Below are 20,733 nucleotides of genomic sequence, written 5' to 3' on the forward strand. Positions count from 1 at the left end.
GTCCGCGATTCGTAAGGAGTGCAGCGCCCCCGGGAGGCCCTTCGGTTCCTACGGTGAGACATGTGACCTCCCTGACCGTAGATGTCGTCCTTCCCTGTCTCGACGAGGCGGATGCCCTGCCCTGGGTCCTGGCCCGTGTGCCGGCCGGATGGCGGGCGATCGTCGTCGACAACGGCTCCTCCGACGGCTCGGCGGCCCTGGCCGCCTCGCTCGGCGCCACCGTCGTCCACGAGCCGAGGCGCGGCTTCGGCGCCGCCTGCCATGCCGGACTGCTCGCCTCCGACGCCGAGTTCGTGTGCTTCTGCGACTGTGACGCCTCCCTGGACCCCGGCCTGCTGACCGGTCTCGTCGGGGCGGTGGCCGACGGCTCCGCCGATCTCCGGCTGGGCCGCCGGCGCCCCACCGGGCGCGGCGCGTGGCCGGCCCACGCGAGGGCAGGGAACCTCGCCCTGTCCTGGCTGCTGCGCCGGCGCACCGGGCTGCGGCTGCGCGATCTCGGCCCCATGCGGGCGGCCCGCCGCGAGGCGCTGCTCGGTCTCGCCCTCGACGACCGGCGCAGCGGCTACCCGCTGCAGATGGTCGTCCGGGCGGCCGACGCCGGCTGGCGGGTGTCCGAGGTCGACGTCCCGTACCTGCCCCGGACGGGCCGGTCCAAGGTCACGGGTACGTGGAAGGGCACCTGGCAGGCGGTCCACGACATGCGCAGGGTGCTCGACGAGCCGGCGCCGGCGGGCGGTGGCCGCGCGTGACCACCCTCCTCGTCATCGCCAAGGAGCCCTGTCCCGGCCGGGTGAAGACCCGGCTCACTCCTCCCTTCACCCCCGAGGAGGCCGCCGCGCTCGCCGAGGCCGCCCTCGCCGACACGCTCGCGGTCGCGGCCCGCGTCCCCGCGGACCGGCACGTCCTCGTGCTCGACGGGCGGCCGGGGCCCTGGCTTCCCCCGGGCTTCGAGATCGTTACCCAGGTGAGCGGCGGGCTGGACGTGCGGCTGGCCGCCGCGTTCGCCGGCTGCGGGGGACCGGCCCTGCTCATCGGCATGGACACCCCGCACGTGACACCGCAGCTCCTGGCCCCCGCGTTGCGCTGGGACGCGTACGACGCCTGGTTCGGCGCCGCCGCCGACGGCGGGTTCTGGGCCCTCGGCCTCGCCCGCCCCGCCCCTTCCCTCCTGCTCGGGGTGCCCATGTCCACGCCCGACACCGGCGCCGTCCAGTACGCCCGGCTGCGCGCGGCCGGGCTGCGCGTCGGCGAGCTGCCCGTCCTGCGGGACGTGGACACCGCGTCGGACGCCCGGCAGGTGGCCGCCGCCGCGCCCGGGACCCGCTTCGCCGCCCGGTACACCCGGCTCACCGCCGCGGCCGCGGGAACGGGCCGTTGACCGCGACCACGGCGTGGCGGGCCGACCCGTACGACTGCGCCCTGCGCACCGGTAGGGGCCCGCTCTTCCTGCGCCGGCACGACGGCTGGCTCCTGCCCCTGGAGATCGAGCGCTGGTGCAGGGCACCCGACCGGGGCGACCTCTCCGTGCTCGACCGCTGCCGGGGCACCGTCCTCGACATCGGCTGCGGACCGGGGCGGCTCGTCGCCGCGCTGGCCGCCGAGGGCCGGCGGGCGCTGGGCATCGACATCAGCCCCGAGGCCGTCGCCCGCACCCTGCGGCTGGGCGGGGCGGCCCTGTGCCGGTCCGTCTTCGAGCCGCTGCCCGCCGAAGGGCGCTGGGACACCGCGCTGCTGATCGACGGCAACATAGGGATCGGGGGCGACCCGGCCGCCCTGCTGCGCCGGCTGCGCCAGGTCGTGTCGCCGGCCGGGCGGCTCCTCGTGGAGTGCGCGCCCGTGGACATCGACGAGTGCTGCGAGGTACGGGTCGACGACGGCCGGGGCGGACGCGGGACGCCGTTCCCCTGGGCCCGGGTCGGCGTCCGTGCGCTGGCCGGATACGCGGACGGCGCCGGGTGGGACGTCGCCGACCGGTGGGACCTGGAGGGGCGTCCGTTCCTGTCCCTCGCCTCTCAGTCACCTCCTGCGACAGGGCCCTGACTGTCCCTTCCGGCCTTCCCGGCCCTCCCGTCCTTTCCGGCCCTCCCGTCCGTCCCGGCCCGCCCGTCCGTCCCGGCCTTCCGGTCGCTCCCGGCCCTCCCGTCCCTCCCCGCCCTCCACCGTCGTACGGCGGCCAGCCCAACCGTCACGACCGCCACCGCCGCCAGCACGATCGCGAGGTTCCGCCCGTACGGGAGGGGCAGCGCCGACGGGTTGGGCGGCTCTCCCGGGCGTACGAGGAGGGGGAGCGTCACCAGCACCACGCTGCCCGCCACCGTCAACGCCCCGCGCAGCACACCCCGCTGCCGCCGTCCCACCAGGAGCAGCCCCACGGCCAGCACCAGCGGGGCGAGGATCCCGTCGTGCAGGACGAGCGCGCCGGCGAACCACAGCGCCACCCCCAGCGGTTCGGGCTCGGTCACCACCAGCCAGGTCCCCAGTCCCACGAGGGCGACTCCGAGCGCCCCGACTCCGTACCGCAGCACATCGGCCGTCCTCACAGCACCTCCAGCCGGTGGACCCACTTGGTCTGCAGGACGCCCGGCCGGCCGGGGGCGATGATCCGGGCCGGGAAGCCGTGGTCGAGCGTGAGCGGCTGCCCGTTGAGGGCCAGGGCGAGGAGGGTCAGCGGATCCTCCGCGTACCGCGCGCCCATCTCCATCACCCGGTAGGCGCCGTTCGTCTCCAGCGACGTCACCCGCACCGCGTCCCGGCCCGGCCGTCCTCCGGCCCGTTCGACCAGGTCCCGGACGCGCACGCCACCCCAGTCGGCGTCGACGGACCAGCCCTCGACGCAGGCGATCGGCAGGCGTGCCGCGACCTGCGGCAGTCCCCGCAAGGCATCGAGCGTGAGGACGTACGGACGGGGGCCGGTGACCTCCAGCCGCCAGTCCCGCAGGGCCGGCACCGTCACACCCGCCGCGGCGGCCGTGCGGTTCACCGGCAGCCCCTGCGGGCCGTGGTCCGGGTGACGGGGTGCGAGCAGGTCGAACGCCTTCAACGGGGTGAAGGCCTGCCCGACGGTCGTCAGCGTCACCACGCCCACGGCCACGCCCGTGCCGAGGAGCAGGGAACGCCGGTCGACGGCGTCCTCGGCCGGCAGCGTGAGCGTTCCGGCCGAGCGGCGGCTCCAGTGCGCCCCGATCTCGGGGGCCTTGACCGCGACGTGGAGCAGCAGGGAACCGGTCACCACCCAGGCCACGGCGAAGTGGGTCTGCACGAAGCCGAAGGGCCACGGGTACCACTCGACGATGTTCAGCAGCCCCGTCAGCACCTCGAAGACCGCCGAGGCCACGAGCAGCGCGACCGACAGCCGCTCAAGGGCGTGCCGGGGCGAGGTCACCGGCGGCCACACGAACAGGCGCGGGTAGACGGCCCACAGCTTGACCAGGAGCAGCACGATCGCCGCGAGCCCGGTGGCGACGTGCAGGCCCTGGGTGAACGCGTAGACCCACACCGGCCGGGTGGGCAGGCGGGTGGCCAGCCAGTCCGGCGGCTGTTGCAGGTAGTGGCTGATGAGGCCGGTCACCAGGCACACGGCGAACGCGGCGCCGAGCCACCGGCCGACGGCGGTGGCCGTTCTCGGGTCGTGGAGCCGGCCACGGAACGCGGGGGGCCGGAACGCGGGCCGGGCGGGTCCTGCCCGCTTGGGCGTAGGGGAAGCCATACCGTCCATGACACCGTCACGAGGGGCCGCGCGGACGATCCGACACCTTACGAAACCCGAACGCCCCGCCCGGACTCCCCCTCGTCCGGCAGACGCGCTGCCAGGCTGCGCCCATGACCCGCCACCGCCGCCTCCCGCCACCCGTCGTCGTCATCACCTCACTCCTGCTCTCGCTCCTGACCGCCGCGCTGACCCTCCTGCTCCGCGCGGGCGCGCAGGGGTCCGGCTTCCTGGCCGGGTACGCGGGCGTGTGGGCGGTGTTCGCGGCGGCAGCGGTCGCCCTGTGGCGGGTCCCCCGCCGGTACGTCGTCCCGCTCGTCCTCGCCGGGACGGTCGCGGTGACGGCGACGGGCCTGGTGGCGGCCCCGCGGACGAGCACGGACTCCTACCGGTACGCGTGGGACGGGCGCGTGCAGGCCTCCGGGTTCTCTCCGTACGACCACGCCCCCGCGGACCCGGCGCTCGCCGGACTCCGGGACGACTGGCTCTTTCCCCGTGGCGCGGACTGCGCGCGGGACGGCGCCGGTCTCGCGCCGCTCGGCGACGGCCGGTGCACCCGCATCAACCGGCCCGCTGTGCACACGATCTACCCTCCGGTGGCGGAGGGCTGGTTCGTCGTCGTCCACGCCCTGTCGCCGGAAGGCGTCCGGCACAAGGGGCTTCAGGTGGGTGCGGCCGTTCTCGCGCTCGCCGTCACCGGCCTCCTGCTCGGCGTGCTGCGCCGGCGGGGGGACCCGCGCCAGGCCGCCCTGTGGGCGTGGTGCCCGGCCGTGCCCGTCGAGGCGGTCGACAACGCCCACGTCGACGTCCTTGCGGTGCTCCTGTCGGTCGGCGCGCTCGCGCTCGTGGCCCGCCGCCGCCACGTGACGGGCGGGGTGGTGCTCGGTCTCGCGGTCGCCGCCAAGCTGCTGCCGGTCGTGCTCCTGCCCGGCGCGCTGTCCGGCGTCCGGCGGCCTCGCACCGTCGTGGCCGTGACGCTGCCGGCCGCGGCGACGGTGGCACTGACGTACCTGCCGTACGTCCTCCTCTCCGACCGGTCCGTCCTCGGCTACCTGAGCGGATACGCCCGGGAGGAGGGCTACGACGACGCGGGCGCGGGCGGCCGCTACGCCCTGCTCCGCCTGGTGCTGCCCGACACCTGGGCACTGCCGGCGGCGATGCTGGGCCTGGCGGGGGTGTCGGTGGCGGTGTGGTGGCGCGGGGACCCCGAACGCCCGTGGCGTGGGGCCCTGTCGACCACCGGCGCGGCGTTCCTGCTGCTGACGCCGGGCTACTCCTGGTACGCCCTGCTGCTGATCGCCCTGGTCGCCCTGGACGGGCGCTGGGAGTGGCTCGGAGTCGCCCTGGCCGGTGCGGTGGCGTATCTCGTCGGTCCGGTCGTCGGCACCGAGGGGGTGACCGCCGCCTACGGCGCGGCGGGGGGCGTGGTCTGCGCGATGGGGTGGGCGCGGCGATGGCGCGGCGCGCGATCCGCCGGGACGTGGAGGGACCTCACCGCCCGGACGAGAGCAACTGGCGAAGCCGACACGTGAGGAGAGCGTTCTACGCGCGTCCGTATCGGCGCCGGTATATCGGAAAACACCATGCGGAATACGCCTCATTGGATCTATGCCCATAACTCACCAGTAGGGGGCGCGATATTCCCCCGGGCCAGGAGAGAATTCCGGACGCACTGTCCAAAAAGATCCAGAGGAAAACTCCGTGCGACCACGACTCTTCGGCATGACCGCCTCCATGGCCGCATTCGGACTACTGGGATCCCTCGTCACCGCCTGTGGCTCGTCCGGGAGCGAAGGGACGACGCTCCGCATGGTGGTCCCCGAGTACGGCGACAGCCGGGCGACGAGCTCCAAGGCGTACTGGGACAAGCTGACCGCCGCCTTCACCGCCGCCCACCCCGGGAAGACGGTCGAGGTGACGCTCTACCCCTGGGCCGACGTCGACCGCGAGGTCACGCGCATGGTCAGGGAGAACCGCGCCCCGGACGTGGCCCTGATGGGCGCGTACTCCGACTTCGCCGCGCAGGACCTCCTGTATTCCGCCGACGAGGTGCTGTCGGTCCGGTCGGAGGCGAACTTCCTTCCTCCGCTCCGGGAGGCGGGCTCGGTCGACTACACCCTCTACGGCCTGCCTTTCGTGGCCAGCAGCCGCCTGCTCTTCTACAACAAGGAGCTGTTCGACAAGGCCGGAACGGAACCCCCCAGGACCTGGTCGGAGCTGAAGGACTCGGCCAGGGCGCTGAAGAAGGAGGGCGTGCTCTACCCGTACGCCCTGCCGCTCGGTCCTGAGGAGGCGCACGCCGAAGCGCTGATCTGGGAGCTGAGCAACGGCGGCGGGTACACCGACAACAGCGGCAGCTACAGCATCGCGTCCGCGCAGAACACGCAGACGTTCCGCTGGATCAGGGACAACCTGGTCGAGCCGGCCCTCACCGGCCCGGTCCCGCCCGCCCGGCTCGACCGGCGGGACGCCTTCGCCGCCTTCCTCCGGGGCGACGTCGGCATGGTCAACGGCTACCCGTCCCTTCTCCACGAGGCGAGGGCGAAGGGCATGAAGGTCGGCACGCTGACCATGCCGGTGTCGGACGCGCTGAGCGACCGGGAGACCCCGCCGTCAGTGGGGGTCGCCGACTGGATGATGGCGTTCAAGCACGACGGCAACCGCGAACTGGTGGGCTCCTTCCTGGACTTCGTCTACGAGGACAAGAACCTCAACGAGTTCGCCGGGCGCTACCACCTGCTGCCCTCGACGGTGTCCGCCACCCAGACCTCCCGGGACGCCGCGACGGACCCCAGCGCCGAGCAGTTCCTGACCGCACTGCGCACCGCCCGGCTCTACCCGGTCGACGACCCCTCCTGGCTGCGGGCCAGCGACGCCATCAAGCGGAACATCGGCAAGGCCGTCGCGCCGTCCGCCGACCCGAAGGCCGTGCTGGAGGACATCGCCGAGCAGGTCCGGGACGCGGCGCAACAGAGGTGACGGCCTCCCCCGGCGCGTACGCGCCCATGGACCCGCCGTCTGCTCCCCCTGGGATAAATCCGCGTGCGCCCGAGCGCGCCCCGTTATGATCGATCGCATGAACGTCATCGGCCGAATCACCACCGCGACCGCGCGAGCGACCAGCTCGCCGGTTGCCGCCGCCTGACCTTCTCTTCTCCCACCGGCGACCGGAAACGGTCCGCCGGTGTTCTCCTGTGGTGTCCCAGCCCCGGGTGCGACGCCCGAGCCGGTCCGTTCTCCGGTGCCTCCCTCGCCCGCACGCGCAGGAGTCATCCCATGAAGACCGAACACATCGTCCGTACCTTCGTCGAGTACTTCGAGGAGCGCGGCCATCGCCGCGTCACCGGCTCGACGCTGCTGCCGCCACCCGGTGACCCCGTGCTGTTCACCACCTCCGGGATGCATCCGCTCACCCCGTACCTGGAGGGGCGCCCTCATCCGCTGGGCGGGCGGCTGGTCAACGTACAGCGCTGTCTGCGCACGACGGATCTGGAGGAGGTCGGCGATCCCACCCATCTGACCGTCTTCGAGATGCTGGGCACGTGGTCGCTCGGCGACTACGAGGGCCCACAGAGCCTCGACTGGGGGTACGGGCTGCTCACCGAGGGGCTCGGCGTCGACCCGGGGCTCCTGCACGCCACGGTCCACGGAGGGGACGACCGGACCGGCCCGGACACAACCTCCCTGGAGTTCTGGCAGAGCCGGGGCGTCCCGGTGGAGCTCACCGTGGAGGACAACTGGTGGTCCAACGGGCCGACCGGCCCGTGCGGCCCCGACTCGGAGATCTTCCTGTGGAGCGGCGACACCCCGCCCCGGTCGACACCCACCCGGGACGACCGCTGGGTCGAGGTGTGGAACCACGTGATGATGCGTCACCGGCGCCTCGACGACGGCTCCCTCGTGCCGCTGCCCCAGCGCAACATCGACACGGGGCTCGGTCTGGAGCGGCTGGCCTCGTTGCTCCAGGGCGGATCGTCCGTGTACGAGGGCGACGTCTTCGACCCCTGGCGCCGCCTCGTGCCCCCGATGTGGCCCTTGGAGGAGTCCTCGCTGCGCCTGGTCTACGACCACCTGCGCTCGGCCGTGGTGATCCTCGGCGACGGGGTGCGCCCGAGCAACACCGGGCAGGGGTACGTGCCGCGCCGCCTGCTGCGCAGGGTGCTCACCGTGCTCTGGCGGGGCGATCCGTCACGGAGCCTGGAGGAGCTGCCGGTCGAGCTGGTCGAGCACACCCTCGACCACTTCCGTCAGCCGATGGACCCCGGCGAAGTCCGTGGCGTGCTGCTCGACGAGCAGCGGCGGTTCGGGCGGCTCCTCGACCGCGGCCGGCAGGTGCTGACCCGCCCCCGCTTCCGGGGCCCGCTCGGCGAGGACGACTTCCACTACCTCCACGACACCCACGGCCTGCCCCGGGAACTCGTCATGAGCCTGCGGCAGGAGCAGCGGGGGTGATGCCCCCGGGCGTCCGGGGCGCCCCCTGAGGTCAGGGCGCCCCGGACAGCCGTCCGGCGGGGAGGCGGGAAGCGGTCAGTCCCGGTCCAGGACCGCCGTGAGGACCTGCCGCAGGGCCTCTTCGGGATCCGCGACCGCGCCTTCGGACCGCCAGGCGACGAATCCGTCGGGGCGGACGAGGACCGCGCCGTCCGTGGTCACGCCGTGGAGTGCCGCCCAGTCCGTCTCGCCCTCCGGGGAGAGCTCCGCGTCGGGACCGGCGCCGATGCGGTACGTGTCGACCGGTACGGCGAGCCGCGCCGCGACGTTCCGCGCCGCGGTGTGCCAGCTTCCGGCGCCGTCCGCGGTGCCGTCCGCGGAGCTCAGGAGCACCATCGACCGCTCGTACAGGTCGAGGGTGGAGACCCGGTCTCCGCCGCGGTGCAGCCACAGGTGGGGTGCCCGGGTGCCGGGCTCGCCGGTCAGCCGCAGGCCGTCGGGGACGACCGGAACCTGCTGGTCGGCGCCCTGGACCGCGCCCCGGGGGTAGCGGTAGCCGAGCGCCGCGTTGAGGATCCCGCCCTTGCGTCCCCCGGCGCCGGGGCCGGCGGCTTCGGGAGCGGGGGTGTATCCGGGGTGGCTGTGCTCGACCGAGCGTGCCGAGGCGCGGGAGCTGGTCGCCTCGGCGACGGGCCGGCGCTCCGCGTCGTAGGTCTCCAGCAGGCCGGGGCCGGCCCATCCGCCGAGGACGGCGGCCAGTTTCCAGGCCAGGTTGTGCGCGTCCTGGATACCGGTGTTGGAGCCGAACGCCCCGGTGGGCGACATCTCGTGGGCCGAGTCGCCGGCGAGGAACACCCGGCCGTCCGCGTACCGTTCGGCGACCCGCTCGGCCGCGTGCCAGGGCGCTCGGCCCGTGATCTCCACGTCGAGATCGGGCACTCCCACGGCCCGCCGGATGTGGTCCCGGCAGCGTTCGTCGGTGAACGCCTCCTCGGACTCGCCGTTCTCGGGGTGCCAGGGCGCGTGGAACACCCAGCGCTCCTGGTTGTCGACCGGCAGCAGGGCCCCGTCGGCGTCCGGGTTCGTCAGGTAGCAGACGACGAATCGCCGGTCGCCGACGACGTCCGCGAGGCCCCGGGACACGAAGGTGACGCTCACGTTGTGGAACAGGTCGCCCGGGCCGTTGTGCCCGATGCCGAGCCGTTCGCGGACGGGGCTGCGCGGACCGTCCGCCGCGACGAGGTAGTCCGCGCGGATCGTGTGGTGCTCGCCCGTGTCACGGCTCTTGACCTGGGCGGTCACCCCCTCGGCGTCCTGCTCGAACGACATCAGCTCGGTGGAGTACCGCAGGTCTCCGCCGAGCTCGCGGGCGCTGTCGAGGAGTACCGGTTCGAGGTCGTTCTGGCTGCAGAGGCACCATCCGGCGGGGCTGAACCGGGCGACCCCGCCACCGGGGTCGATCTCCTTGAACAGCCACTCGCCCACGTCGCCCACCAGGCTCGGGGTCTGCAGGATGCCGTTGTTGCGCGCCAGGACGGCCGCGGCGTCGTGGATGCGCTCCTCGACACCGGCGCCGCGGAACAGTTCCATCGTGCGCACGTTGTTGCCGCGCCCGCGGGGGTGGAACGAGGTGCCCCGATGCCGTTCGACGAGCGTGTGCGGCACCCCGAGACGCCCCAGGAACAGGGAGGTGGCGAGGCCCACCAGCGAGCCGCCGACGATGAGGACGGGCGTGCGGTGACCGGCGTCGCCGGCCTTTTCGATTCGGTTCATTGAGCGCCTCCAGCGTCGCCTGCGACGCAAGCCAGGGGTGGACTGCAGATGCCTGCCCTCTACGGGCCGGATCGCGCCTCCGGGGCACCTGAATGAACCAGGAGTTCACTCAGGTGCCCCGTGGGGCTCGCGCGGATCGCGCCCTCACCCAACGATCGGCACATGACGACTCCGGGCCTTCGGGCCCGACGGTCCTCCCCGCCCCTCCCCCGCGGAAGAGAAAGTGGTGCGCTGGATGTCCATCCCCGGACGTATTTCGCAGTCGGCGTTCGACGGCTCGAGGCTGCGGGTGATCCTGCTGCTCGATCTGTACGAAGGTGCTCAGCAGCAGTTCCTGGACGCGTACGAGCTCATGTGCAAGCAGGTCGCGTCCGTACCCGGTCACATCAGTGACCAGCTCTGCCAGTCGATCGAGAACCCCTCGCAGTGGCTCATCACCAGCGAGTGGGAGAGCGCTCCGCCGTTCCTCGCCTGGGTGAACAGCGAAGAGCACGTGGAAACCGTCAAGCCGATGCACAGCTGCGTCCGGGACACCCGGTCGATGCGCTACAGCATCCTCAGGGAGACCGGCCCCAGCCAGCCGCTCAAGCCCGAGTCTGCGGCGTCGCGCCGACAGGTGTCCGCCCGCGTCGGTGACGGGGCGGCGCGCCACGCCCTCACGTTCACCGTCAAGCCGGGCTCCGAGTCGAAGGTCGCGGAGCTCCTGGCCGGGTACGAGTCGCCCGAGGCGCAGGTCGACGAGAACACCCGGCTGCGCCGCACCTCGCTGTTCATGCACGGCAACCGCGTCGTGCGGGCCGTGGAGGTGGAGGGCGACCTCCTGGCGGCGCTGCGCCACGTCGCCCGCCAGCCCGAGGTGCGCGCGGTCGAGGAGGCGATCAACCCGTACCTGGAGCAGGACCGGGACCTCACCGACCCCGAGTCGGCGCGCGTCTTCTTCACCCGGGCCGCGCTCCCGGCCGTGCACCACGTGGTGTCCGGCCGGCCGGCGCCGGGCGACGTGCGGCGTCACGCGCTGTACTACCCGGCCAAAGAAGGCCTCGGGATGGAGCTGGCCAGGCTGCTCGCCCATCAGGACGCGGCCGCCGCGGACGACCCGACGAGCCCGGTGTACGGCAGCACCGTCTTCCAGCGCGACGACATCGTGGTGCGCCTCGTCGACCTCACCGGCGAGCTCGACGCCGACCCGGTCGCCTCGCTGGGCCTCAAGGGCCCCGGGACCGCCGCCGAGCTGGAACGACTCCTCGACGGTGCCGCGATCGGCGTCGAGGGCTCCCTGGAGACGGAGCGCAACATCAACCGTCTCCTGTCGCACGCCGACATGCTGCCCGTCACCGACCGCAGCTCGGCGGTTTCCTGACGTGCGGCCCCGGCCGCGGCCCCGGCCGCGGCCGTTCACCCCGCACGCCACTTCCCCACCGGAGGTAACAACCATGCTCAAGCAGCGTCCTCGCATCGTTTCCCTGAGCGAGACGGAACCCAACCGCAGGCGCGGGGGTGACCTGCGGGCCATGCTCACGCCGGCCACCGTGGGTTCCACCAGCGGCTTCATGGGCCTGGCGATCGTCGCGCCCGGAGAGCGCATCGGTGAGCACTACCACCCGTACTCCGAGGAGTTCGTGTACGTCGTCTCGGGCGCGCTCGAAGTGGACCTGGACGGCGAGACGTTCGGGCTGCAGACCGACCAGGGCCTCCTGATCCCCATCGACATGCGGCACCGGTTCCGCAACGTCGGTGACGTGGAGGCCCGCATGGTCTTCCACCTGGGCCCGCTCGCCCCACGGCCGAGCCTCGGCCACGTCGACACCGAGGTCGCCGAGGACGGCGAGCTCGCCGCGGCGGGGCCGCACCTGACCGTGCACGACCCGGTCCAGGTGTCCGAGCGAAGCGGGGCCATCGAGTGACCCGGCGAGTGGCCGTCACCGGCATCGGTGTGGTCGCTCCGGGCGGCACCGGAGCGAAGGCGTTCTGGGACCTCCTCGCCGCCGGCCGCACCTCGACCCGCGGCATCACCCTGTTCGACCCGGCCGGCCTGCGCTCACGCATAGCCGCCGAGTGCGACTTCGATCCGGCGGCCCACGGCCTGGACCCGGAGGTGAGCCGGCACGCCGACCGGTACATCCAGTTCGCCCTGGTCGCCGCCGGGGAAGCCGTACAGGACTCCGGGCTCGACACCGACACGGAGGACCCCTGGCGCGTCGCCGTCTCCCTGGGCAGCGCCGTCGGCGGCACCACCCGGCTCGAACACGACTACGTGCTGGTCAGCGAGGGCGGGCAGCGGTGGGACGTGGACCACCGCGCTGCCGAGCCGAAGCTGCACATGGCGTTCTCGCCGAGCACGCTCGCCTCGCTCGTGGCCGAACAGTTCGGCGCCCGAGGCCCGGTGCAGACCGTCTCCACCGGCTGCACCTCCGGCCTCGACGCCGTCGGCTACGCCTTCCACACCATCCAGGAGGGCCGGGCGGACGTCTGCATCGCCGGCGCGTCGGACTCTCCGATATCCCCGATCACCATGGCCTGCTTCGACGCCATCAAGGCGACGTCGCCCGACAACGACGACCCCGAGCACGCCTCCCGGCCCTTCGACGACCGCCGCAACGGGTTCGTCATGGGCGAGGGCGCGGCGGTCCTCGTCCTGGAGGAGTACGAACACGCCAGGGCCCGCGGTGCGCACATCTACTGCGAGATCGGCGGCTACGCCACCTTCGGCAACGCGTACCACATGACCGGGCTGACCGGTGAGGGGCTGGAGATGGCCCGGGCGATCGACTCCGCGCTCGACCAGTCCCGGCTCGACCCGACGCTGATCGACTACGTCAACGCGCACGGCTCGGGCACCCGGCAGAACGACCGGCACGAGACCGCCGCCGTGAAGCGCTCCCTGGGCGCCCACGCCTACGACACCCCCATGAGCTCCATCAAGTCCATGGTGGGGCACTCGCTCGGCGCGATCGGCGCGATAGAGGTCGTCGCCTGCGTCCTGGCGCTGAAGCACCAGGTGGTGCCGCCGACGGCGAACTACGAGACCCCCGACCCCGAGTGCGACCTGGACTACGTGCCGCGCACCGCCCGCTCGCGGAAGCTGAGGAACGTGCTCTCCGTGGGCAGCGGATTCGGCGGCTTCCAGTCCGCGGTCCTCCTGACCGGGCCGGGAGGGAGGTCACGATGAGCAGTCACCGACCACGGCGCGCGGTCGTCACCGGCATCGGTGTGATCGCCCCCAACGGGCTGAGCTCCGAGGCGTACTGGAAGTCGGTACGGGAAGGGGTCGGCGTTCTGGACCGGATCACCCGCGAGGGGTGCGAGCACCTGCCCCTGAAGGTCGCGGGCGAGGTCCGGGGCTTCGAGGCCGCGTCCCTCATCGAGGAGCGCTTCGTCGTCCAGACCGACCGGTTCAGCCACTACGCGATGGCCGCGGCCTCGATGGCCCTCGACGACGCCGGCCTCGGCGACGACCCCGAGGAGCCCTTCGACGTCGGGGTGGTCACGGCCGCCGGGTCCGGCGGCGGCGAGTTCGGCCAGCGCGAGCTGCAGAAGCTGTGGGGGCAGGGGTCCAAGTTCGTCGGCCCCTACCAGTCCATCGCCTGGTTCTACGCCGCGAGCACGGGCCAGATCTCCATCCGGAGCGGCTTCAAGGGGCCGTGCGGAGTGGTCGCCAGCGACGAGGCGGGCGGTCTGGACGCCGTCGCCCACGCGGCCCGTGCCGTACGGCGCGGCACGGGCGCGGTGATCGTCGGCGCCGCCGAGGCACCCCTCGCGCCGTACTCGATGGTCTGCCAGCTCGGATACCCCGAGCTCAGCACCGTGGAGGACCCGGACCGCGCCTACCGCCCCTTCACCACCGGGGCCTGCGGCTTCGTCCCGGCGGAGGGCGGCGCCATGCTCGTCGTGGAGGACGAGACCCGGGCCCGTGACCGGGGAGCGGCCGTCCAGGCCTTCGTGGCCGGCCATGGCGCCACGTTCACCGGCGCCTCCCGCTGGGAGGAGTCCCGCGAGGGACTGGCCCGCGCCGTCCGTGACGCCCTCGACGAGGCCGGGTGCGCCCCGGAGGAGATCGACGTGGTCTTCGCCGACGCCCTGGGCGTACCGGCGGCGGACCGCGCCGAAGCACTGGCGATCGCCGACGCCCTGGGCGCCCACGCCGGCCGCGTGCCGGTCACCGCGCCCAAGACCGGGATCGGCCGGGCCTACTGCGGGGCGCCCGTCCTCGACGTCGCGGCGGCCGTCTTCGCGATGGAACAGGGCCTGGTACCCCCCACCCCCAACGTGTTCGACATCAGCCACGACCTCGATCTGGTGATGTCCCGCGCTCGCCCCGCCGAGTTGCGCACGGCCCTCGTCCTCAGCAGGGGACTCATGGGATCCAACGCGGCGCTGGTCGTGCGCCGCGGTGACGAATCCGCCCGGTAGGACCGGGCGGGGAGGAGAAGCACCCACATGATGAGCACCGCACTGACCTTCGAAGAGCTGGCCAGGCTGATGAAGACGGCCGGAGTCACCGTCACTCCCGAGGAGCTCGAGAAGGCGCCCGACACGCCCTTCAGCAACCACGGCCTCGACTCGCTCGGCCTGCTCGGCATCGTCGGCGAGCTGGAGAACGAGTACAGCATCTCGCTGCCCACCGACGCGGAGCGCTGCAAGACGCCCGGAGCGTTCGTCACCCTCGTCAACAACGCACTCAAGACGGGAGTCTGACGTGTCCGGACACACCGACAACGCCATCACCATCGACGCCCCGCTCGACCTCGTCTGGGACATCACCAACGACATCGAGAACTGGCCGAGCCTCTTCAGCGAGTACGCCGCCCTGGAGGTGCTCTCCCGCGAGGGCGACACCACCACCTTCCGCCTGACGATGCACCCGGACGACGCGGGCAAGGTCTGGAGCTGGGTGTCGGAGCGCACCGTCGACCGGCGCGGGCGGACCGTCCGCGCCCGCCGCGTCGAGACCGGGCCCTTCGCGCACATGGACATCCGGTGGGAGTACGAGGAGACACCGGCCGGCGTCCGCATGCGCTGGGTGCAGGACTTCGCGATGAAGCCCGACGCTCCGGTCGACGACGCCTGGATGACGGACAACATCAACAACAACTCCCGCACCCAGATGGCCCTCATCCGGGACCGCATCGAGCAGGTCGCCCGCGACCGCCGGGGCGCTCCGGTCCTGCCCGGCTGACACGCACCCGCACGGTCCGGAGCCACCGGCCCGTACACCCGTACACCCAGGAAGGACGCTCGATGCACCACGCCTTGATCGTCGCCCGCATGGCACCCGATTCGGCGCCGGCGATCGCCGACGTGTTCGCCGCATCCGACCGCGGCGAACTCCCCCACCTGGTCGGCGTCACCCGGCGCAGCCTCTTCCAGTTCGGGGACGTCTATCTGCACCTGATCGAGTCCGAGCGGGACCCGGCGCCCGCCATCGCGAAGCTGACGGGGCACCCGGAGTTCCGGGACACCAGCGAGAAGCTGTCGGCGTACGTCAGCGCGTACGACCCGGAGACCTGGCGCAGTCCCAAGGACGCCATGGCGCACTGCTTCTACCGCTGGGAGCGGGACGCCCGTCCCTGACCTCCCTCCCGTGCGCAGGCACGGCAGCGGAACCCGAGGCCGCCCGCCCCGCGACAGACGCGGAGCGGGCGGCCTCGGGTCGCGCTGCCGTCAGGCGGGGACGGTGCACTCGAAGGCGTGGAGGTACGCGTTGACCGGGCGGATCTCGCCGATGGCCAGACCGGCGTCCGTGAGCCGGTCGACCATGCTCTGCCGGGTGTGCTTCGCACCGCCGACGTTGAGGAGCAGCAGCAGGTCCATGGCCGTCGTGAACCGCATCGACGGCGTGTCGTCGACGAGGTTCTCGATCACGACGACACGGGCGCCGGGCAGCGCCGCCTTGCGGACGTTGGCCAGCGCCCTGCGGGTGCTGTCGTCGTCCCATTCCAGGATGTTCTTGATGATGTAGAGGTCCGCCTGGACCGGGATGTCGACGCGGCAGTCCCCGGGCACGATGCGGACCCGGGGGGCCAGCGCGCCGCCCGCCCGCAGGCGTGGATCTGCGTTCTCCACCACCCTCGGCAGGTCGAGCAGGGTGCCGTGCAGACCGGGGTGCTTCTCCAGCAGGCTCGCCAGGACGTGCCCCTGGCCGCCCCCGATGTCCACGACCGACGACACGCCGTGGAGGTCGAGCAGGTCGGCGACGTCCTGGGCCGACTGCCGGCTGGACGTCGTCATGGCCCGGTTGAAGACGTACGCGGACTCGGGCGCGTCCTCGTTGAGATAGGCGAAGAACTCCCGCTCGTACACGTCCTCGAAGACGTTGCGGCCGGAGCGCACCGCCTCGTCCAGCTTCGGCCACACGTCCCAGGTCCACGGCTCGGTGCACCACAGCGCGATGTACCGTAGGCTCTGCGGGTCGTCCTCGCGCAGCAGCCGGGACATCTCCGTGTGCGCGAAGGTCCCGTCGGGGTGCTCGGTGAACACGCCCTGGCAGGACAGTGCGCGCAGCAGGCGCCGCAGTGTCCGCGGCTGGGTCTTCACCGCCGCCGCCAGGTCCTCCACGGTCATGGGTGTGTCTCCGAGGGCGTCCGCCACGCCCAGGCGGGCGGCCGCCCGTACGGCGGCGGCGCAGGCCGCCCCGAAGACGAGCTCCCGCAGCCGCATGGGCGGTGGGGTGGCCGGTTCGACGGTCGCCGGATCAACAGTCGTCATCTGTCGCCTTGTCTGTGCGGTGGTGCCGTGGGTGGGGGGAGGGGGGCCGGCCGGTCAGCACAGGCCCGCGGGTTCCGAGACTCCGCAGGTGTTGCCGCGGAAGGTGTTGCCCTTGCCGGTGTCCCGGTTGGCCAGGTCGGCCGAGCCGTTGCGCAGCACGACGTTGTCGCGGATGTCGTTGCGTTCGTTGAGGGCGCCGACGAAGCTCTTGAACAGCACGATGCCGCCGGAGAGCGGCGAGGTGCCCACGTTGTCCTCGATCCGGTTCTGCGTCACCAGCGTCTCCTCGGCGCCGGTGAGGACGATTCCCGAGCCTTGCAGGAAGGGCAGCCGGGGGGTCTTGGGGCAGTGTTTGTTGTTGGAGTGGACGTAGTTGCGGCGCAGGCTCATCGCGCCGGCGCGCGGGGTGGACTCGTCGCCCACGACGAAGACCGCGGCGCAGTTCCCGGTGGCCTCGTTGTGGTCGACGGTCAGGTTCCGCAGGCGCCGCACGGTGAGGCCGACCCGGTTGCCGGAGAGCCGGTTGTGGCTGATCCGGGTCCCCTCGGTGTCGACGGCCCCGGCCTCGGAGTCGACGGTGTTGGACACGAACAGTCCGGCGTCCGCGTTGTCCCGGGCGGTGTTGCGGGTCAGCACACCGCGGACGGACCGCTCCAGGGCGATGCCCCAGTTGCCGTTCTTCTCGGCGGTCACCCGGTCGACCTTGAGGCGGTCGGTCCGCGACGCCCACAGGCCGTTCTTGGCGAAGCCCTGGAGCGTCAGCGAGCGCACGGTGACGCCCTTGACGGGAGCGCCGTCCTTTCCGGTCACGCAGATGCCGTGGCCGGCCCGGGCACAGGTGCCGTCGGCGGCCTTGCCGGGCGTGAGGACGGTGGGGAAGACGGTCGAGCCCCGCAGGGTCAGGTTCGAGGTGGTGATGTGGACGCTCTCGCGGTAGGTGCCGGGCGAGAGGACGACGGTGTCCCCCGGCTCGGCGGCGTCCACGGCCTTCTGGATCGACTCGCCCGGCTTCACCCGGTGCACCGTCGGACTGCCGGCCGCCACAGGGGCGGCGGCGCCCAGGCCGGAGCCCGCGAGAGTCACGGCGCAGGCGAGGCTGGCGATCTGTCGCTTTGTCATATGGCGAAGTTATGAGGGGGTGTTCCGGTCTGCCACCGCTGATCCCCCGGGTGGGCCGCATGTCCCCCGGAAGGTCCCAGTGCGCCCTCGCGCACCGGGCGGGCGCTAACCCGTTCGCCGCTCCGGCGCCCTCGCGTGTGCGGCGGCGCATGATCCACTGTGACCTGCGGCGACGTCAGCGGACGGGAGGGAGCGCAACCCTACCGGCGGACACCGGTTCGCGCCTCTCGTGTTGCGGTGATCACCGGCGGGCGTTTGCCTCGTGCACGGAGCACAGCACAGGCGCCGCGCAGACAGGCCGGCCGGGAAAGCTCCGCAGAAAGAGAGAATCATGCGTCTCGCACGTGGCGGTCTGCCGGTCGCCCTGGTCGTCCTCGCCCTCGCCCTCTCCACCCCCTCCGCCCTGGCCGTCGACGGGAGCTCCGACTGGGACGCCGGCGCCGCGGGCCCGGCCACCACCGTGGATGCCGCCGGCACGGTCCGGATCAACCCGCGGAGGGCCTTCCCCGGTTCCACCGTCACCGTCACCACGACCGCCTGCGGCAAGGAGACCTACGGCAAGGGCGAGTCGGAGGTGGGCGGCAAGTTCCACCTCCTGCCGGGTGACCGGAAGGGCGTCCTGGTGGGCGAGTTCCAGGTACCCGAGGGCGCCGCCTCGGGCACGGACACCGTCACCCTCAAGTGCCCGCCGCGGATCAAGCAGACGGTCACGTACCAGATCTCCGGCCGTCCGCACGGTGCCGTCGAGGCGGGCTTCGGCTGGGCCGCCGGGGCCGAGGAGAGCAGCGGCAACCCCACCCAGCTCGCCCTGGGCGCACTGCTGCTGGGCGGAGCCGTGGCCGGCGGGGTGGTCCGCCTGCGCCGGCGCTCCGCACGGTCGGGAACCTCGGCCTGACGGTACGTCCGCCCCGGCCCGCGCCCCCGGCCCCCGGCACCCCTCGAGGTGGCCGGGGGCCGGCGGGCTCCCGGCCCGAGCAAAGGCATCACCACCATGAGGCAAGGTTCCAGGCCCGAGACCCCCGGCGAGCCGCCCCGGCGCGCCCCTTCGTTCAGGACGCTCGCCTGGATCGCGTTCTTCGGATTCCTGCTGATGGCCGGCGCGCTGCGGGACCACGACCCGCCACGGCCCACGGCGGCCCAGGCCGGCGCGCCGGCCGGGGCACGGCCGGCTCCCGGCACCGCCCGGAACGGTCCCCGCCCCGGGCCGTTGCCCGCGTCGGACCCGGTACGGATCCGGATCCCGGCCATCGCGGTCGACGCCTTCCTGGCGCGCCTGGAGCTGGACGCGGACGGCGCCCTGCGACCGCCACCCGCGACGGCCCCCGCCCTGGCCGGCTGGTACGCCGACGGCACCGCCCCGGGCTCGCGGGGGACGGCCGTCGTGGCCGGGCACGTGGACACTCCTACGGGCCCGGCCGTCTTCCACCGGCTCGGCGCCCTGGAGAAGGGCGCCGAGATCGCGGTCGACCGCCAGGACGGCCGTACGGCCCTCTTCACGGTCGACGCGGTGGAGGTCCACGCGAAGGACGACTTCCCCGACGACAAGGTCTACGCCGGCTCCACCCGCCCCGAACTGCGTCTGATCACCTGCGGCGGCAGCTGGTCCAGGACCACCGGCTACCGGGCCAACACCGTCGTCTACGCGACGCTGAGCGCGGTGCGGTAGCCCTTCGGAGGGATCCGTTGCCCAGCCTTCGTGGCCGCCCCGCCGCGGCGGGGTGTCAGACCACGGCGAGCCGGTCCACCAGCAGCTCCACCCTCCGCTCGGTGTCCTCCGGCGGGAGTCGTCGTGCCCGGGTCAGGGTGGCCAGCCCGTGCAGGGCCGCCCAGAACAGCTCGGTGAACAAGGCCGGGTGGACGCCCTCCCCCGCGACCTCGCCGAGGCTTTCCAGCAGGGCGGCGAAGGCGTCCTTCAACGGCTCCGGGGTGTCCTCGTGCGCGAACGCCAGGCCTCCGTCGAGCTGGAACATGGCGTCGTAGACCGCCGGGTTGTCCTCGGCGAAGCCGAGGTACGCGCGGGCGAGGGCCGCGACGCGGGCGCGCGGGCCGTCCGCTGAGGCTGTCGCGGCCCGCACCGCCGCGGCCATCTCGGCGGCGCCTTCGAGGGCGACGGCGCCGATGATCTCGCGCTTGCCGCGGAAGTGGCTGTAGAGGACGGGCTGGCTGTACTCGATGCGCTCGGCGAGCCGACGGGTGGTGACCGCGTCCCAGCCCTGCTGCTCGGCGAGTTCGCGGGCCGTCGCCACGATGAGGCGTTCGCGGTCCGCCCGTTCGCGCTGCTTGCGTTCTTGTACCGACATGCCGCGATCCTAGCACCGCTAGACAATCGAGCGGCAGCAGTACTAGCGTTGCCTCATCACCTAGCACTGCTAGATCCTCGGAGGGGTCATCATGCTCAACGCACTCGAGGTCTTCACCACCGTGATCGTCGGCCTGATGGTGGGAGTCGAGTTCTCCGTCGCCTTCGTCCTCAACCCGATCTTCAACGCGCTCCCCGAGGACAGCGGCCTGCTCGGCCGCGCCCACGGGGGCCGGATGCTCGGCGCGCTGATGCCGTTCTGGTACATCACGTCGCTCGTCCTCAGCGCCGTCTGGGCCGTCGCCGGATGGGACCGCCCCGGCGCCGGCCTCGTCGTCATCGCCGCCGCGCTGCTGATCGTGAGCGTGCTCATCTCGGTCCTGATCCTCGTCCCGATCAACAACCGCGGTAAGACCTGGACCCCCGAGAACCGGCCCGCCGACTGGAAGGAGCAGTCGAACCGCTGGGACCGCTTCCACTACGTCCGCGTCGCCGTCATCATCGGCGCCTTCACCCTCCTGGTCACCTCCCTCACCTGAGCCCACGGACGGCGATCCTCGGACGCCGACCCGCGGACGGACCCCGCGGACGGACCCACGCGTCGCCCTGCCCGTCGACCTGCGCCGATGAGCTGACAGAGTCATGACCACCGCCCCGGAGTCGGGGCGGGGGGAGGAGCGGACCCCCACAGGTCCGCCGG

The 20,733-nt window shown here is 72.8% G+C and carries 22 protein-coding genes; 16 read left to right on the forward strand and 6 right to left on the reverse strand.

Annotated features, from left to right (window positions below; genetic code table 11):
* Positions 1-53 precede the first annotated feature (53 nt).
* The 3 genes from ACZ3ZE_RS06605 to ACZ3ZE_RS06615 are packed head-to-tail and all read left to right on the forward strand — an operon-like array spanning position 54 to position 2,040.
* On the forward strand, positions 54-749 hold the full coding sequence (locus tag ACZ3ZE_RS06605; protein ID WP_361170869.1) for a glycosyltransferase family 2 protein: 696 nt from the start codon (positions 54-56) through the stop codon (positions 747-749).
* A complete protein-coding gene (locus ACZ3ZE_RS06610; protein WP_467257718.1) occupies positions 746-1,378 on the forward strand; it encodes a TIGR04282 family arsenosugar biosynthesis glycosyltransferase in 633 nt (210 codons plus the stop codon). Before ACZ3ZE_RS06605 ends, ACZ3ZE_RS06610 begins: the two co-directional genes overlap by 4 nt.
* Positions 1,375-2,040, forward strand: a complete 666-nt coding sequence (locus ACZ3ZE_RS06615) for a class I SAM-dependent methyltransferase (protein ID WP_467257721.1) — start codon at positions 1,375-1,377, stop codon at positions 2,038-2,040. The genes ACZ3ZE_RS06610 and ACZ3ZE_RS06615 overlap by 4 nt, the downstream gene beginning before the upstream one ends.
* Here the strand turns inward: ACZ3ZE_RS06615 and ACZ3ZE_RS06620 are convergent.
* Positions 2,013-2,540 carry a hypothetical protein gene (locus tag ACZ3ZE_RS06620; protein WP_467257724.1) on the reverse strand — a complete coding sequence of 176 codons (528 nt, stop codon included), beginning with the start codon at positions 2,538-2,540 and terminating at the stop codon, positions 2,013-2,015. The genes ACZ3ZE_RS06615 and ACZ3ZE_RS06620 overlap by 28 nt on opposite strands.
* Complete coding sequence (locus ACZ3ZE_RS06625; protein WP_467257726.1) at positions 2,537-3,706, reverse strand: molybdopterin-dependent oxidoreductase; 1,170 nt, start codon at positions 3,704-3,706, stop codon at positions 2,537-2,539. Before ACZ3ZE_RS06625 ends, ACZ3ZE_RS06620 begins: the two co-directional genes overlap by 4 nt.
* 113 nt (positions 3,707-3,819) lie before the next feature.
* On the opposite strand from ACZ3ZE_RS06625, the gene ACZ3ZE_RS06630 reads away from it, so the two are divergent.
* From ACZ3ZE_RS06630 to ACZ3ZE_RS06640, 3 genes are all read left to right on the forward strand, one after another.
* Entirely contained in the window at positions 3,820-5,238 is a 1,419-nt protein-coding gene (locus ACZ3ZE_RS06630) for a glycosyltransferase 87 family protein (protein ID WP_467257729.1), read from the forward strand.
* 169 nt (positions 5,239-5,407) lie between these two features.
* Positions 5,408-6,685: an extracellular solute-binding protein gene (locus ACZ3ZE_RS06635; RefSeq protein ID WP_442304319.1), complete on the forward strand. Its 1,278-nt coding sequence runs from the start codon at positions 5,408-5,410 to the stop codon at positions 6,683-6,685.
* Between the two features lie 297 nt (positions 6,686-6,982).
* Positions 6,983-8,158 carry an alanine--tRNA ligase-related protein gene (locus ACZ3ZE_RS06640; protein WP_467257731.1) on the forward strand — a complete coding sequence of 392 codons (1,176 nt, stop codon included), beginning with the start codon at positions 6,983-6,985 and terminating at the stop codon, positions 8,156-8,158.
* Positions 8,159-8,233: 75 nt separating this feature from the next.
* On the opposite strand, the gene ACZ3ZE_RS06645 is transcribed toward ACZ3ZE_RS06640, so the two are convergent.
* Complete coding sequence (locus ACZ3ZE_RS06645; protein ID WP_467257733.1) at positions 8,234-9,910, reverse strand: FAD-dependent oxidoreductase; 1,677 nt, start codon at positions 9,908-9,910, stop codon at positions 8,234-8,236.
* 235 nt (positions 9,911-10,145) lie between these two features.
* On the opposite strand from ACZ3ZE_RS06645, the gene ACZ3ZE_RS06650 reads away from it, so the two are divergent.
* The 7 genes from ACZ3ZE_RS06650 to ACZ3ZE_RS06680 all read left to right on the forward strand — a co-directional run bounded on the left by ACZ3ZE_RS06650 (position 10,146) and on the right by ACZ3ZE_RS06680 (position 15,481).
* Positions 10,146-11,270, forward strand: a complete 1,125-nt coding sequence (locus ACZ3ZE_RS06650; protein WP_361170845.1) for a SchA/CurD-like domain-containing protein — start codon at positions 10,146-10,148, stop codon at positions 11,268-11,270.
* A gap of 73 nt (positions 11,271-11,343) precedes the next feature.
* On the forward strand, positions 11,344-11,814 hold the full coding sequence (locus tag ACZ3ZE_RS06655) for a cupin domain-containing protein (protein WP_361170842.1): 471 nt from the start codon (positions 11,344-11,346) through the stop codon (positions 11,812-11,814).
* Complete coding sequence (locus ACZ3ZE_RS06660; RefSeq protein ID WP_361170839.1) at positions 11,811-13,079, forward strand: beta-ketoacyl-[acyl-carrier-protein] synthase family protein; 1,269 nt, start codon at positions 11,811-11,813, stop codon at positions 13,077-13,079. Before ACZ3ZE_RS06655 ends, ACZ3ZE_RS06660 begins: the two co-directional genes overlap by 4 nt.
* Positions 13,076-14,320: a ketosynthase chain-length factor gene (locus tag ACZ3ZE_RS06665; RefSeq protein WP_361170836.1), complete on the forward strand. Its 1,245-nt coding sequence runs from the start codon at positions 13,076-13,078 to the stop codon at positions 14,318-14,320. The genes ACZ3ZE_RS06660 and ACZ3ZE_RS06665 overlap by 4 nt, the downstream gene beginning before the upstream one ends.
* A 27-nt stretch (positions 14,321-14,347) precedes the next feature.
* Positions 14,348-14,605: an acyl carrier protein gene (locus tag ACZ3ZE_RS06670; protein WP_361170833.1), complete on the forward strand. Its 258-nt coding sequence runs from the start codon at positions 14,348-14,350 to the stop codon at positions 14,603-14,605.
* Position 14,606: 1 nt separating this feature from the next.
* Complete coding sequence (locus ACZ3ZE_RS06675) at positions 14,607-15,086, forward strand: SRPBCC family protein (protein WP_361170830.1); 480 nt, start codon at positions 14,607-14,609, stop codon at positions 15,084-15,086.
* A 62-nt stretch (positions 15,087-15,148) separates the two neighbouring features.
* Positions 15,149-15,481: a TcmI family type II polyketide cyclase gene (locus ACZ3ZE_RS06680; RefSeq protein ID WP_361170827.1), complete on the forward strand. Its 333-nt coding sequence runs from the start codon at positions 15,149-15,151 to the stop codon at positions 15,479-15,481.
* Positions 15,482-15,571: 90 nt separating this feature from the next.
* Here the strand turns inward: ACZ3ZE_RS06680 and ACZ3ZE_RS06685 are convergent, their stop codons facing one another.
* A complete protein-coding gene (locus ACZ3ZE_RS06685; RefSeq protein ID WP_361170824.1) occupies positions 15,572-16,615 on the reverse strand; it encodes a methyltransferase in 1,044 nt (347 codons plus the stop codon).
* Positions 16,616-16,669: 54 nt separating this feature from the next.
* Entirely contained in the window at positions 16,670-17,734 is a 1,065-nt protein-coding gene (locus tag ACZ3ZE_RS06690; protein WP_467257735.1) for a right-handed parallel beta-helix repeat-containing protein, read from the reverse strand.
* Positions 17,735-18,065: 331 nt separating this feature from the next.
* Here ACZ3ZE_RS06690 and ACZ3ZE_RS06695 point away from each other — a divergent pair, with 331 nt between their 5' ends.
* Complete coding sequence (locus ACZ3ZE_RS06695) at positions 18,066-18,629, forward strand: sortase (RefSeq protein WP_467257737.1); 564 nt, start codon at positions 18,066-18,068, stop codon at positions 18,627-18,629.
* A gap of 96 nt (positions 18,630-18,725) precedes the next feature.
* Complete coding sequence (locus ACZ3ZE_RS06700; RefSeq protein WP_467257739.1) at positions 18,726-19,400, forward strand: class F sortase; 675 nt, start codon at positions 18,726-18,728, stop codon at positions 19,398-19,400.
* A 55-nt stretch (positions 19,401-19,455) separates the two neighbouring features.
* Here ACZ3ZE_RS06700 and ACZ3ZE_RS06705 read toward each other — a convergent pair whose 3' ends face one another.
* Positions 19,456-20,034, reverse strand: a complete 579-nt coding sequence (locus ACZ3ZE_RS06705; RefSeq protein WP_361628079.1) for a TetR/AcrR family transcriptional regulator — start codon at positions 20,032-20,034, stop codon at positions 19,456-19,458.
* A 91-nt stretch (positions 20,035-20,125) separates the two neighbouring features.
* Between ACZ3ZE_RS06705 and ACZ3ZE_RS06710 the strand changes: the two genes are divergently transcribed.
* Entirely contained in the window at positions 20,126-20,572 is a 447-nt protein-coding gene (locus ACZ3ZE_RS06710) for a DUF1772 domain-containing protein (protein WP_361628082.1), read from the forward strand.
* Positions 20,573-20,733: the final 161 nt, after the last annotated feature.

It is taken from the genome of Streptomyces sp. NPDC023157, from assembly GCF_055560575.1.